General features: G+C 64.0%; 12 protein-coding genes. 7 read left to right on the top strand and 5 right to left on the bottom strand.

Going from position 1 to position 14,292, the window contains the following annotated elements:
* Window positions 1-6: 6 nt before the first annotated feature.
* From MKD49_RS25330 to MKD49_RS25320, 3 genes are all read right to left on the bottom strand, one after another.
* Window positions 7-1,203 (bottom strand): acyl-CoA dehydrogenase family protein, encoded by a 1,197-nt coding sequence (locus tag MKD49_RS25330; protein WP_252697669.1) that lies wholly within the window; start codon window positions 1,201-1,203, stop codon window positions 7-9.
* A 39-nt stretch (window positions 1,204-1,242) separates the two neighbouring features.
* Complete coding sequence (locus tag MKD49_RS25325) at window positions 1,243-2,433, bottom strand: acetyl-CoA C-acyltransferase (RefSeq protein ID WP_252697685.1); 1,191 nt, start codon at window positions 2,431-2,433, stop codon at window positions 1,243-1,245.
* Between the two features lie 77 nt (window positions 2,434-2,510).
* Entirely contained in the window at window positions 2,511-4,652 is a 2,142-nt protein-coding gene (locus MKD49_RS25320) for a 3-hydroxyacyl-CoA dehydrogenase NAD-binding domain-containing protein (protein ID WP_252697668.1), read from the bottom strand.
* Window positions 4,653-5,013: 361 nt separating this feature from the next.
* Between MKD49_RS25320 and MKD49_RS25315 the strand changes: the two genes are divergently transcribed.
* From MKD49_RS25315 to MKD49_RS25290, 6 genes are all read left to right on the top strand, one after another.
* Complete coding sequence (locus tag MKD49_RS25315; RefSeq protein WP_008326330.1) at window positions 5,014-5,814, top strand: IclR family transcriptional regulator; 801 nt, start codon at window positions 5,014-5,016, stop codon at window positions 5,812-5,814.
* Window positions 5,815-6,123: 309 nt separating this feature from the next.
* The gene (locus tag MKD49_RS25310) at window positions 6,124-7,308 is read left to right on the top strand and encodes an ABC transporter substrate-binding protein (protein WP_252697667.1); all 1,185 of its coding nucleotides are present in this window, start codon (window positions 6,124-6,126) and stop codon (window positions 7,306-7,308) included.
* A gap of 64 nt (window positions 7,309-7,372) precedes the next feature.
* A complete protein-coding gene (locus tag MKD49_RS25305) occupies window positions 7,373-8,245 on the top strand; it encodes a branched-chain amino acid ABC transporter permease (protein WP_252697666.1) in 873 nt (290 codons plus the stop codon).
* A 4-nt stretch (window positions 8,246-8,249) separates the two neighbouring features.
* Window positions 8,250-9,224 carry a branched-chain amino acid ABC transporter permease gene (locus MKD49_RS25300; protein ID WP_252697665.1) on the top strand — a complete coding sequence of 325 codons (975 nt, stop codon included), beginning with the start codon at window positions 8,250-8,252 and terminating at the stop codon, window positions 9,222-9,224.
* Window positions 9,211-9,915, top strand: a complete 705-nt coding sequence (locus MKD49_RS25295) for an ABC transporter ATP-binding protein (protein ID WP_252697664.1) — start codon at window positions 9,211-9,213, stop codon at window positions 9,913-9,915. Before MKD49_RS25300 ends, MKD49_RS25295 begins: the two co-directional genes overlap by 14 nt.
* Window positions 9,916-10,617 (top strand): ABC transporter ATP-binding protein, encoded by a 702-nt coding sequence (locus MKD49_RS25290; protein WP_134137130.1) that lies wholly within the window; start codon window positions 9,916-9,918, stop codon window positions 10,615-10,617. It begins immediately after the preceding gene.
* Between the two features lie 79 nt (window positions 10,618-10,696).
* On the opposite strand, the gene MKD49_RS25285 is transcribed toward MKD49_RS25290, so the two are convergent.
* Window positions 10,697-11,971, bottom strand: a complete 1,275-nt coding sequence (locus MKD49_RS25285) for a glucarate dehydratase family protein (RefSeq protein WP_252697663.1) — start codon at window positions 11,969-11,971, stop codon at window positions 10,697-10,699.
* A 44-nt stretch (window positions 11,972-12,015) separates the two neighbouring features.
* Window positions 12,016-13,335 (bottom strand): MFS transporter, encoded by a 1,320-nt coding sequence (locus MKD49_RS25280; protein WP_121044083.1) that lies wholly within the window; start codon window positions 13,333-13,335, stop codon window positions 12,016-12,018.
* A gap of 221 nt (window positions 13,336-13,556) precedes the next feature.
* On the opposite strand from MKD49_RS25280, the gene MKD49_RS25275 reads away from it, so the two are divergent.
* Window positions 13,557-14,264 (top strand): GntR family transcriptional regulator, encoded by a 708-nt coding sequence (locus MKD49_RS25275; protein ID WP_252697662.1) that lies wholly within the window; start codon window positions 13,557-13,559, stop codon window positions 14,262-14,264.
* Window positions 14,265-14,292: the final 28 nt, after the last annotated feature.

Here is a 14,292-nt window from a genome sequence, read left to right as displayed (position 1 = left end):
GTTTCCTCACAGGCCAAGGATCATCTTGGAGATGATGTTCTTCTGGATTTCATTGGAGCCGCCGAAGATCGACAGCTTGCGATTGTTGAAGTAATGCGCGGCCGCACCGGCAGCGGCTTCCGGACCCAGCGTGCCGCCGTCGTGACCTTCTTCCAGCGAATGCCACTGATACGGGCGCGCATAGGGGCCCATGGCGCGGCGGGTGAGGGCTGTGATTTCCTGGCGGATCTCGGTGCCGCGTATTTTGAGCATGGAGCTTTCCGCACCGGGCGCACCACCGCCGGCGACCGCCGAGATGACGCGCAGGTTGGTGGTCTTCATGTTCTCCAGATCGATTTCCACGCGGGCCATGCGGGCCGCGAAGAGCGGATCTTCAGCCAGCGGACGGCCATGGCTGCGTTGCGTGGCGGCGATGTTCTTCAAGCGTTGCAGTGCGGCCACCGAGAAGCCGATGCCGGCGATGTTGGTGCGCTCATAGGTCAGCAGGTACTTGGCGCAACTCCAGCCGCGATCTTCCTCGCCGACCAGGTTTTGTACCGGCACGCGCACATCGGTGAAGAAGACCTCGTTGACTTCGTGCTCGCCGTCCAGCGTGATGATGGGGCGCACTTCCACACCCGGCGCGTTCATGTCGATCAGCAGGAAGCTGATGCCTTCCTGTTTCTTGGTTTCGCGGTTGGTGCGCACCAGGCAGAAGATCATGTTGGCGTAGTGGCCCAGCGTGGTCCAGGTCTTCTGGCCGTTGACGATGTAATGATCGCCGTCACGCACGGCATGCGTCTTCACGGCCGCCAGATCGGAACCCGCGCCCGGTTCCGAATAGCCCTGGCACCACCAGTCCTCGCCATTGAGGATGCGCGGCAGCCAATACTGCTTCTGAGCTTCGTTGCCGTACTTGATCAGCACCGGCCCCAGCATGTTGACGCCGAAGGGCACGACCCGCGGCGCATGCGCCAGGCAGCATTCATGTTCGAAGATGAATTTCTCGATCACGGTCCAGCCGGTGCCGCCATATTCGCGGGGCCAGTGATTGGCCAGCCAGCCGCGTTCGTTGAGGATGGCGTGCCATTGCGCCATTTCATCGCGGCTCAGGTGCTTGCCGCTGGCGACCTTGTCCGACAAGGCCTTGGGCAGCTTCTCGGCGAGGAAGGCGCGCACGCTGTCGCGGAAGGCTTCTTCGGCCGGGGTGAAATTCAGATCCATTCCAGTCTCCTTGGGGATGCAGCGAGGCGATGCTGCGCTTCAATAGATTTCAAACAGGCCGGCCGCGCCCATGCCGCCGGCGATGCACATGGTCACCACGGCGTAGCGCGCACCGCGCCGCTTGCCCTCGATGAGCACGTGGCCGGCCAGGCGGGCTCCGGTCATGCCGAAGGGATGACCGATGGAAATGGCACCGCCGTTGACGTTGAGCAGTTCTTCCGGAATGCCCAGGCGACGCTGGCAATACAGGGCCTGCGAAGCGAAGGCTTCGTTGAGTTCCCACAGGCCGATGTCTTCCATGCGCAGGCCGTGGCGCTGCAGCAGGCGCGGCACCGCAAAGACCGGGCCGATGCCCATTTCATCAGGCTCGCAACCAGCCACGGCAAGACCACGGAACGCGCCCAGTACCGGCAATCCTGCGCGTTCTGCTGCGCGCGCTTCCATCATCACGCAGGCCGAAGCGCCGTCGGAGAGCTGCGAGGAATTGCCTGCGGTGATGAACTTGTCCGCGCCCATCACCGGGGCCAGCTTGGCCAGCGCCTCATGGGTGGTGCCGGGACGGTTGCAGTTGTCGGCCTCCACCGTCACCTCGCGCAGACTGGTCTGGCCGCTGGCCTTGTCGGTCACTTGCATGGTGGTGGTGCAGGCCACGATCTCGTCGCGGTAGCGTCCGGCTTCCTGCGCTTCGGCGGTCTTGCGCTGGCTGGCTTCGGAGAAGCGGTCCTGGTCTTCGCGCGAGATGCCGTAGCGCGCGGCCACGATGTCGGCGGTCTCGATCATGGGCAGGTAGAGGTCGGGCTTGTGCTCGACGATCCACGGGTCCATGCCGCTGTCGCCGCTGTCGGTGGCGCTGCGGCTGCGGATCTGCGAGATGCTTTCCACGCCGCCTGCGATCATGGCATCGGCGCCATCGACCACGATGCGGCCGGCCGCCATCGCAATGGCCTGCAGGCCCGAGGCACAGAAACGATTGACGGTAGTACCGGCGATGCTGATGGGCAGACCTGCGCGCACGATGGCCTGGCGCGCGATGTTGCGCCCGGTGGTGCCTTCCGGATAGCCGCAGCCGAGGATGGCATCCTCGATCTGGCCCGGATCGATGCGCGCACGTTCGACGGCGGCGCGCACGGCGAAGGCCGCCAGGGTCGGGCCGGACGTGACGTTGAATTCGCCGCGATGGGCCTTGGTCAAGGGAGTACGCGCAGTGGATACGATGACGGCTTCCCGCATCATGGAATTCTCCTGGAAGGATGGTGCAAGGGGGAGACCGCCAAGGCGCGCGGTCTCCGGTGAGTCCGGTCCAGCGATCAGCCGGCCTGGTTCAGCGATTCAAAATTGGCGCCGCGTTCGACCAGTTCCACCAGCAGCGGCGAGGGCGTCCAGAACAGCGGGTCTTCTGCAGCAAAGGCGCGGATGTCGGCCAGCACATTGGGCAGGCCGACCATGTCGGCGTATTTCATCGGGCCGCCGCGATGGCGGGGGAAACCGTAGCCGTAGAGGAAGGTGACATCCACATCCAGCGGACGCAACGCAATGCGCTGATGGACGACATTGGCACCCTCATTGATCATGGCGGCCAGGTAGCGGCGCTGGATGTCTTCCTTGCTGAAGCTGCGCGGGGTGATGCCGGCGCGTGCACGTTCTTCGTCGATGAGCGCGAGCACTTCCGGGTCCGGCGCGCCGCTACGCGGTCCATCCGGATAGCGATAGAAACCGCGTCCGCTCTTCTGGCCGAACCAGCCGCGCTCGCACAGGCGGTCGGCAATGTGGACGTAGCGCGCACGCGGATCGCGCGTGGCGGCGCGGCGCTTGCGGGTGGCCCAGCCAATGTCGCCACCGGCCAGGTCCACCACCTGGTACGGCCCCATGGCAAAACCGAAGTCGCGCACCGCGGCATCGATCTCATAGGGCGACGCGCCATCTTCCATCAGGGCATCGGCCGCCTGGCGATACACGGCCAGGATGCGATTGCCGATGAAGCCATCGCAGACCCCGGCGCGCACCGGCACCTTGCGCAGGCGCTTGGCCAGTTCGAAAGCGGTGGCCACCACGTCGCCTGCGACCTGGCGCGGCACCACGATTTCCAGCAGCTTCATCACATTGGCCGGGGAGAAGAAATGCAGGCCGATCACGTCCGCCGGACGGGAGATGCTGGTGGCAATCGCATCGATGTCGAGGTAGGAAGTGTTGGTCGCCAGCACGGCGCCGGGTTTGCAGACGCGGTCCAGTTCGGCGAAGACGGCTTGCTTCACCGTCAGATCTTCGAAGACGGCTTCGATCACTACATCGGCGGCGGACAAGTCTTCATAACGGGTGCTGCCCTGCAAGCGCGCCAGTACCGCATCGCGGGCTTCTTGCGTGAGACGGCCCTTGGCCACCTGGGCGTCGTAAGTTTTTTCCACATGGCCGCGTCCACGTGCGAGCGCTTCGTCGTCGCGTTCGATCATGGTCACCGGCAAACCGGCATCGAGCACCGCCACGGCGATGCCGGCACCCATGGTGCCGCCGCCGACCACACCGATCCGTTCGATGCGGCGCGGCTGGGCGTTGCGGGTCTCGGGGGCTTTCTGGACTTCGCGTTCGGCGAAGAAGGCGTGGATCAGGCCGGCGCGTTGCGGGCTGTCCAGGCATTGCAGGAAGAACTGGCGTTCCAGTGCGAGTCCTTCGTCGAAGGGGAGAGTGGTGGCGGCTTCCACCGCATCGATGATCTTGTGCGGGGAGAACAGGCCGCGCGATTTCTTGCCGGCCTCGGCGCGTGCGGCCGCAATGGCCGCTTGCGTGGCGGCGGTATCAGCCAGCCCTTTGCCATCGCGGCTGCGGCGTACCGGGGCGTGCGTGTCGAGCAGGGCCTGCAGTTCGCGCAGGCCGGCCGCGCGTGCCTGGTCGGCGCTGTCGCCCTCGGCCAGCTGGTCTACCAGACCGAGCGAAAGGGCTTCCTTGGCGCTGAGATGGCGTCCGGTCAGCATCATGTCCAGCGCGGCCTGCGCACCGATCAGGCGCGGCGTGCGCTGGGTGCCGCCGGCACCGGGCAGCAGGCCCAGTTGTACTTCGGGCAGACCCAGGCGGGCGTTACCGAGGGCCACGCGGTAATGCGCTGCCAGCGCCACTTCCAGCCCGCCGCCCAAGGCCGCGCCGTGGATGGCCGCCAGCACCGGCTTGCTGCAGGCTTCGATGCGATTGCACAGTTCGGTCAACAGGGGCGATTGCGGCGGCTTGCCGAATTCGCGGATGTCGGCCCCGCCGATGAAGTTGCGGCCCGCGCCGGTCACCAGGATGGCGGTCACGTCGGCATCGGCCTCGCCTTCCTCGATGGCGGACATCAGGCCCCGGCGCACCGCCACCCCCAGCGCATTGACCGGCGGGTTGTCGATGGTCACCACCAGGATGGCGCCTTCACGCGCCAGATGGACCGGGGGCGTTTCGCCCGCCGCCGTGGATTGCTTGGACATGCAGCAGTCTCCTGTTCTAGTTGGTTCGCATAGCGAAACTCAAGTTCGCAAATGGCTTTTGTCGGCAACGATACCGCATTTGCGCCGGATGTGTAAACCGTGCATACCGCAGCGGTCCGATCTGCACAATTGTCAGCAAGGGTCGGGCGGGGCGGGCGTTTGCGGCCGATGGCGAAAAAGGCAGGTTGAGCCGGGAGCCTCTGTTGGCGCTGTTGAAACGCCACATCCGGACTGCTTGTTTTGCACAGCGGAACACGCGTTCGCAAATAATTGACACTGCGATTTCAGGTGTGTACATTCCACAGCCAATGAGGGGCGACGTGACCATGCGGCACGGCCCTGCCACGCGGAGATGTGACGGATGGATGAGATTGTGTCGTTCAAGGGTGAGGATGAGAGCCACGACCGGCAGTTCGTCAATGCTCTGGCGCGTGGACTGGAGATCCTGCGGTGCTTCCGTCCCGGAGAGATCTACCTCACCAACACCGAACTGGCCAAGCGCACCGGCCTGCCCAAGCCGACCATCTCGCGCCTGACGCATACCCTGACGCGGCTGGGCTATCTCGAATATTCCGAAGACCAGGGCCGCTATCAACTCGGCTCCGGCGTGCTCGCCCTCGGCTACTCGCTGCTCTCCGGCATGGATGTGCGCAAGCTGGCGCGTCCGGCCATGCAGGAGCTGGCCGACTATTCGCAATGCAATGTGGCGCTGGGCATCCGCGATCGCCTCAGCATGGTCTACATCGAAGCCACGCGCGGCCAGTCCGCCGTGACCTTGCGCCGCGACGTCGGCTCGCGCATTCCGCTGGCCACCACCTCCATGGGCCGCGCGCTGCTGTGCGCCTTGCCCCAGAACGAACGCGACTTCCTGATGGACCACATCCGCCTGCGCAATGAAGAGCAATGGCCGAAGGTCAAGGCCGGCATCGAGCAGGCCTTCAAGGATTACCAGGATCATGGTTTCTGCATTTCCGTCGGCGAATGGGAAAAGACCATCAGCGCCGTGGGCGTGCCCATGATCGATGCCAACGAAGAAAAGATCATGGCCTTCAATTGCGGCGGCCCGGCGTTCATGCTGACGCGCGAGATGCTGATGGAAGACCTCGGCCCGCGCCTGGTGAACGTGGTGCGCACGGTGGAAGCGAGCATGGGCCGCCATTGAGCGGCAGGCAGCAACGAACAAGTCACAACGAGCAACAACGAGCACGGAGACAGACGCGCCGCCATGCCGCAGGCATGAGCGGTGCGCAGCAAGGCAGTACCGCAGTTCCATCACAACAAAAAACAGAAGTCAGCGCCATCGGGGTCATGCAGACCCGTTTCAGCCATGGGTGTCCGGTGCCGTCCGGCCGGGATGCGCACGTTCGCAGGCAGCGTCGTGCGCCTGGCATCCATCGCTGAAGCGGGACGTCCCCGGCCAGGACAGACATCAACATCACTCAGATTCACTCAGAGGAAAAAGGTGGAGACAATGACGAACAAGCATCAAGGCATCAAGCGACTGGCCCTGCTGGCCTGTATGGCCTCGGCACTGGCCGGTGGCGCGGGCAGCGCGGCCGCCGACGAACTCAAGGTCGGGGTGGAAATTCCGCTGACCGGCAGCCTGGCACGCGTGGGCTCGGGCATGCAGGAGGGCATCAACGTGGCGGCCGATGTCTTCAACAAGACCAACGGCAAGCACAAGATCAAGCTGGTCACCATCGATGACGAATCGGCCCCGGCCAAGGCCATCGCCGCCGTCGAGAAGCTGGCTGGCGAAGGCGTGCTGGCCATCACCGGCGGCTACGGCTCCAACAACATCGCACCGGCTGCCGATGCGGCGGGCAAGGCGGGACTGGTCTACATGACCTCCGGCGGCGTGGACGACAACCTGGTCAACAGTGGCCGCAAGAACTTCTTCCGCATCAACAACGTGGCCGGTTACCAGAAGGCCATGTTGGGCCTGCTGGACGACATGAATGCACGCTCGGTCTCCATCGTCTATTCCACCAAGGAAGCCACGGCTGCGTTGGCCAAGGACCTGGAAAAAGCCTGGGGTGCCAAGGGACTGAAGGTGACCTCGCACGCCTTCGATCCGGCCATCAGCGACTTCAAGCCCATCGTCAACAAGATCAAGCTGCAGGACAAGCCGGAAGTCATCGCCATGATCGGCTACGAGAATGACTACGTCGGCATCCTGCGTGCAGCGCGCGTGTTGAAGCCGGCCGTCAAGGCCATGGTCGGCGTGTGGTCGCTGGCCACCCCGAAGATGGCGCAGGACTTCCCGGACCTGGTGCCCAATGTGTATGGCACGGCGCTGCTGCCGTATCCGGCGCAGTTCACCACGGCTGACGGCAAGCTCTTTGAAGAAACCTATCGCCGCCTCTACAAGAAGGACCCTGACTACCTGGGCCAGTTCGGTTACGTGCAATCGATGCTGCTGTTCGAAGCCATCGCCCGCGCCGCCGACAAGGGCACGCTCAAGAAGGATGGCGTGGCCGAAGAAATGCGCAAGACCGATCGTGAAACCCTGATCGGCCGCGTGCAGTTCGGTGCCAATGGCGACAACCTGAACTTCACGCACCACATGGGCCAGCACCAGGGCGACAAGGTCGCCATCGTCTGGCCCAAGGCGGCCGCTACCAACAAGATGAATTATCCGGCCGTGCCCTGGTAATGCCCGGGCGGCGCGTACGCTGCACGGGCATGCGCGCCGTTGCCCACTCCAACGGAATGCAGACATGAATGAACTGATACTGCAAGCCCTGTACTCGGGGCTGCTGCAGGGGGGCTCCTACGCTCTCATTGCCTTGGGCCTGGCGCTGGTGTTCGGTGCCATGCGGGTCATCAACCTGGCGCAGGGCGAGCTGGTCTTGCTGGCGGCTTACATTGCCTACTCGGTGGAATCGGGCCTGGGCCTGAACCCGGTACTGGCCATCCCCATCGCGCTGGTGGCGGTGTGCCTGACCTCGGCCATCGTGTATTTCGTGGTCAGCCGCATCAAGAAGGACCGCGAGATCAATTCGCTCATCCTCACCTATGGCATCGGTGTCATCCTCACCAACGGCATGCTGCTGATCTGGAAGGCCGACATCCGTTCCACCAGTTCCGAATGGCTGCAGGAAGCCTTCGTGCTCGGCCCCTTCTACAGCATGCGCAGCGAAGTGCTGTTCTTCGGCGTGAGCCTGCTGATGATGGCTGCGCTCTGGTGGTGGCTCTCGCGCAGCTGGTATGGCCGCGCGGTGCGCGCCGTCTCCAGCAACCGCAATGCGGCCAAGCTCATGGGCATCAATCCCGGCTATACCGAACTGGTGTCCTTCATCGTGGCGGGCATCCTGGCGTCCTTCGCCGGGGTGGCCTTGTTCAGTTACGGTGTTATCAGCCCAGCTTATGGCGGAGTGCTCACGGTCAAGGCTTTCATTATTACTGTATTGGCCGGTGTGGGCTCGATTCCGGGCGTGCTGATCGGCGCGATCCTGCTGGGCGTGGCCGAGGCACTGACCGTGACCCTGGCCAGCTCGGCCCTGCAGGAACTGGCCGGCATGGGCTTGTTCCTGCTGGTGCTGTTCATCATGCCCAACGGCTTGTTCGGCGTGCGCGCAAGAAGGGGATGAGATCATGACGATGAACAAGAACAGGCTGCCCGCACTGCTGCTGCCCTTGCTGCTGATCGGCGCACCGCTGCTGCTGGCGCAGGACCATTACGTGATGAGCCTGCTGGTGGCCGCGATGGTGATCGGCGGCATCGCGCTGTCGTGGGCGCTGCTGGGCAACCTGGGCGGCATGATCAGTTTCGGTCACGCGGCTTTCTTTGGTGTGGGGGCTTATACCTCGGCGGTATTGAGCATGAAATTCGGCGTGCCGGTATTGCTGGGGATGCTGCTGGGCGGCGTCGGCGCACTGGTCGCGGCGCTGGCGATGTTGCCGGTATTACGACTGCGCGGTCCGTATTTCGCGCTGGCGATCCTGGCGTATGCACACATCTTCCGCATCCTGGCCACCGAGTGGACCTCGATGACCGGCGGCTCGGGCGGGCTCTCCAACATTGCGCGCCTGCCGACGGTGATGGGCGTCGACCTGTCGAGCAAGATCGGCGCGTATTTCGTGATCCTGCTGATCGTGGCGGTATTCGCGTTGGTATATGCGCGAGTGCGCGAGAGCCACTATGGATTGGCCCTGCGCGCCATGCACGAGAGCGAGGATGCCACCCGCGTGGTGGGCGTCAACAGCACCGTGCTCAAGGGCATGATGCTGCTGCTGTCGGCCTTCATGTGCGGCGTGGTCGGTGCCTTCAATGCGCACTACATCAGCTTCCTGGAACCGGACTATGCCTTCAGCGCGCTGTGGGTCACCATCCCCATCGTGGCTGCCATCTTCGGAGGTTATCGCAGCATCACCGGACCGGTAGTCGGGGCGGTGGTGGTCTACCTGCTGGATCAGCTGGTGTTCAAGAACATCATTCCTTCCGGCCATCAGCTGGTGCTGGGGGCCTTGCTCGTGGCGATGATCGTCTTCAGTCCGGACGGCTTGCTGCCGCTGCTGCGCAAGCTGGGCAAAGGCAAATCCGCAGGAGGCAAGCATGCTGCAACTTGAAAAAGTCTCGGTGCGCTTCGGCGGCCTGACGGCGGTCGATGAAGTCACGCTGCAGGTCGGCACCGGCGACGTGGTGGGTCTGGTCGGTGCCAATGGCGCGGGCAAGACCACGCTCTTCAATGCCATCTCCGGACTGGTGCGTCCGACCAGCGGCAGCATCCGCTTCAATGGCGCCGATATCCTGCATGCGCCGCTGCACCGCCGTGCGCGGCTGGGCATCGGCCGCACCTTCCAGATTCCGCAGCCCATGCATGAACTGACGGTGCGGCAGAACCTGATCGTGGCGCAGCGCTTTGCCACCGGCAAGGTGGATGCAGCCAGGATCGACGAAGTGCTGGCCTTCACGGGCCTGGCCGAAAAGGCCGAGCGCGATGCCGCCACCGAACTGGCGCTGACCGAACTGAAAGCGCTGGAAGTGGCCAAGGCGCTCGCCACCCAGCCCAAGCTGCTGCTGCTCGATGAAGTGCTGGCCGGGCTGGAGACCAATGGCAAGCGCCGCTTCATGCAGATGCTCAAGGGCCTGCATGAGGCCTTTGCGGTGGGCATCGTCATCATCGAACACGACATCGAGACCATCAGCAACCTGTGCCCGCGCGTGGCCGTGCTCAACTTCGGCCAGCTCATCGCCGAGGGCGCGCCGGCGCAGGTGTTCAATGATCCGGCGGTCATCAAGAGTTATACGGGAGCGTGAATGCTTGAAGTCACCAACCTGCGCGCCGGCTACGGTGCCATCAATGTGCTGTGGGATGTCTCGCTGACGGTGGGGCAGGGCCAGCTGACCACCATCATCGGGCCCAACGGTGCCGGCAAAACCACGCTGCTGCGCGCCATCATGGGCCTGATTCCGATCGGGCAGGGCCAGGTCACGCTGGATGGCAAAGTGCTCAATGGCATGCCGACCTGGGAAATGTCCAAGGTCTCGATGGCGATGATCCCGGAAGGGCGCATGATCTTCCGCGCCATGAGCATCGAGGAAAACCTCATCGTCGGTGCCTTCGCCCCGCAGCACCGCGCGCGCGTGAAGGACAACCTGGAGCGCGCCTACACCATGTTCCCAAAGCTGCGCGAACGTCGCCGCCAGCTGGCCGGGTCACTCTCGGGTGGCGAGGCGCAGATGCTGGCGATGGCGCGCGGGCTGATGTCCGAACCGAAGCTGCTCATCATCGACGAACCCTCGCTGGGACTGGCCCCGGTGGTGGTCAACGAACTCTTCGAAATCCTGGCGCGATTGAAGGCAGAGGGCCGCACCATCATCCTGGTGGAACAGAACACCGAACGCGCCGTGGGCGTGGCCGATCACGTCTACCTGATGCAGGGCGGCAAGGTGATCCTGTCGCAGAAGGCCAGCGAGGTGGCGCTGGATCACCTGCATGATCTTTATTTCGCACGATGAGGCGGGGGCGGCGATCCGCTCGCCTGTCCCCCGCGAAGACATGAAGCTTCCTGTCAAAACCTGAACGCGGCCGCCAGCCTCAGAAACGCGGCTTGACGGTCTTCCATTCGGGTTTGTACTTGCGCATCTGCCCGACATCATCGCGCTGCCGGATGCCGCATTCCAGATACACCTGATGCAGCTTGCGCAGCTGCTCCTGATCTACTTCGACACCCAGCCCCGGTGCATCGGTGATCTGCACGCAGCCATTGCGGATGGGCAGCTTGCCGCCCCGGATCACTTCCTCGTCGGGCTCCTGCCACGGGTAGTGGGTATCGCAGGCATAGGACAGGTTCTCCACTGCGGCGGCCACATGCGACATCGCCATCAGGCTGATGCCCAGGTGCGAATTCGAATGCATCGACACGCCTAATCCAAAAATGTCGCACATCTTCGCCAGTTGCTGGGTATCGCGCAGGCCGCCCCAGTAGTGGTGATCGGCCAGCACGATCTGCACGCTGTTCAAGGCCACGCTGCGGCGCAGTTCGTCGAAATCGGTCACCACCATGTTGGTGGCCAGCGGCAGGCCGGTGCGGCGGTGCAGTTCAGCCATGCCTTCCAGGCCGGGCGTGGGATCCTCGTAATACTGCAGGTCGTCGCCCAGCAGTTCGGCCATGCGGATGGCGGTCTCCAGCGACCAGTTGCCGTTGGGGTCGATGCGCAGCGGCGCGTCCGGGAAGGCTTTCTTCAAGGCCTTGATGCAAGCCACTTCATGCTCGGGGTCCAGCGCCCCGGCCTTGAGCTTGATGCTCTTGAAACCGTTCTCCCCGATCATCTTGCGTGCCTGCGCCACGATCTGTTCTTCGCTCAGTGCCTCGCCCCAGCCATCGGGTGCATAGGGGCTGTCGATGTGCTGGGCGTACTTGAAGAACAGATAGGCGCTGAAAGGAATTTCCTTGCGCACGGCACCGCCCAGCAAGTCCACCAGCGGCACATTGAGATAGCGCGCCTGCGCATCCAGGCAAGCCACTTCGAAAGCCGAGTAGGCATTGGACACCGCCTTGCTGGCATGCGAACCCGGGGCCAGTTCCGCGCCGGCATTGCTGGCCGGGTCCATCGCTGCCACCACGCCGCGCACGATGGCACGCAGGCCGTTGAGGTTGAACGGGTCCAGGCCGATCAATTGTTCCTTCACCAGATCGAGGATCTTCAGCGCCGGGGCATCGCCATAGCTCTCGCCCAGGCCGATGTAGCCGTTGTCGGTCTCGATCTCGATGATGGAACGCAGGGCATAAGGTTCGTGGATGCCGCTGGCATTCAACAGCGGACCATCCTTGAAGGCGATGGGGGTGACGGTGACGCGGGCGATTTTCATGATGGACTTTCAGTGATGTGCAGGAAGCGGTGCGGATCGGGTGTTCAGCGCTGGGTCCCCGGCCCCGAGCGAGCCAGGAACACCACGCCGGCCGCCACCAGTGAGGTGATGGCCAGTCCCATCAATCCCCCCTGGATGGAGCCGGTGCGCTGCTCCAGGAAGCCGAAGGTGGTCGGGGCCACGAAGCCACCGAGGTTGCCGATGGAATTGATCAGCGCGATGACGCCGGCGGCGATGCGCGCATCCAGATAGCCTTGCGGCAGCGGCCAGAACAGCGAGGAAGCCGCCTTGAACCCGACTGCCGCAAAGCAGATCGAGACGAAGGCATAGACCGAGTTGCCGAAGGTGGAGGCGAACATGCCGATGGCCGCAATCACCAGCGCCGTCGCCGCCCAGGCCTGCTGGTGCCGGAAGCGCGCCGCCAGGGCCGCGAAGGCGTACATGGCCACGATCGAGATCAGCCAGGGAATGGAATTGAACAGTCCCACCTGGAAATCGCTGAAGCTGCCCATCTTGCGGATGATGCTGGGCAACCAGAAGGTGGCACCGTAGATGGTCAGCGAGATGGAAAAGTAGATGAAGCAGAAGATCAGGATCTGCGGATCGCGCAGCAATTGCAGCGGCGACACGTGGGCCGGCTTGTGCTTCATGCGCTCGGCCTGTTCGGCCACGATGGTGCCGGTGATGGCCGTGCGTTCCTCTGCGCTGAGCCACCTGGCATCGGCCGGCATCGAGTCCAGCCAGAACCAGACGAAACCGCACAGCACCACCGAGGCCATGCCCTCGATGATGAACATCCATTGCCAGCCATGCAGGCCAGCGCCCTCCAGCTGCAGCAGCCCGCCCGAGATGGGGCCGGACAGGATGGACGCCAGTGCCGAGCCCGACAGGAAGATGGCCATGGCGCGCCCGCGTTCGCTGGCCGGCAGCCATTGCGTGAAGTAGTAGATCACGCCGGGGAAGAAGCCGGCCTCGGCCGCACCGAGCAGGAAGCGCAGCAGGTAGAAGGTGGTCTCGCTGTTGACGAAGGCCATGGCAGTGGCCGCCAGTCCCCAGGTCGCCATGATGCGCGTGAGCCAGGCCTTGGCCCCGAAACGCTGCAGCAGCAGGTTGGAAGGCACTTCGAAAATGGCATAGCCGACGAAGAACAGTCCTGCACCCAGTCCGTAGGCGGCGGTGCTGATGCCCACATCGGTGGCCAGATGGCTGCGCACGAAGCCGATGTTGACGCGGTCGATGTAGTTGACGATGAACATCACCACGAACAGCGGCAATACCCGGTGCTTGATCTTGCTGACCGCCTGCTGCAAGACGGAGGGCTCGACCGCAGCGAAGGCGCTGGCCGATGGCTTGATGGTTTCCACGCATGTCTCCTGAATGGGAAGGGCGCTGCCGCTGGGCTTCTGGTGGCCATGCCGTTCGAGTATGCAACGGTCATCATGGGGAGCGCGATGTAGTGCATTAAAACACTAATATATTAGTGCGTCAATGCGCCCAGGCCGGGTATCATGCCGGGCATGAGAGCGGGCAGGTCGTCCACGCCGTCCATGCTGGGGCCGCCGGTTTTTGATCAAGGATTGTTTGCATGAGCACTGCCACCGAACCCATCACCCTCAACGTCCCGCCGCTGGACCGGTCGCGGCACGCCGCACCGCAGGTCTTCGAGCATCTGCGCGAACTCATCATCGGCGTGCGCCTGGTGCCGGGCACCGTGCTGCAGCGGGCCGAACTGGCGGCGCAATACGGCCTGAGCCAGACGCCGATTCGCGATGCGCTCATCAAACTGGGCGAGGAGGGGCTGGTGGACATTTTTCCCCAGCATGCGACGGTGGTCAGTGCGATCAACGTGACGCAGGCGCGGCAGGCGCATTTCCTGCGCCGTTCCATCGAGCTGGAAATCGTCCACACGCTGGCGCGGCGCACCGAGGGCGCGCTGGTGAGCCGGCTGCGCGACAGCATCGAGGTGCAGCGGGTGCTGGCCGGACGCGAGAATTATGCCGAGTTCGTATTGGCCGACCAGGCTTTCCATCGCCAGATGTACGAGGCGGCGCAGGTGCCGGAGCTGTGGGCCATGGTGCGGCGGCAGAGCGGCAATCTGGATCGGCTGCGCAACTTGCACGTACCGCTTCCGGGCAAGACAAAACGCGTGCTGCGCGACCACGCGGCGCTGGTCGATGCCATCGCGGCAGGCGATGCAGAGGCGGCACAGGCGGCCCTGCGCGAGCACCTGTCGGGTACGCTTACCCATCTGCAAGAGATTCGCGAGCGCTTCCCTCACTATCTCAAGGACTGAGGCGCACGCCAGCGCAAGCATTCTGCCC

The sequence above is a fragment of the Herbaspirillum sp. WGmk3 genome, from assembly GCF_023952535.1.
GTDB lineage: Bacteria > Pseudomonadota > Gammaproteobacteria > Burkholderiales > Burkholderiaceae_D > Herbaspirillum > Herbaspirillum huttiense.
The sequence above is the reverse complement of the archived record's forward strand: the minus strand, read 5'-3'. Positions and strand labels throughout refer to the sequence as shown.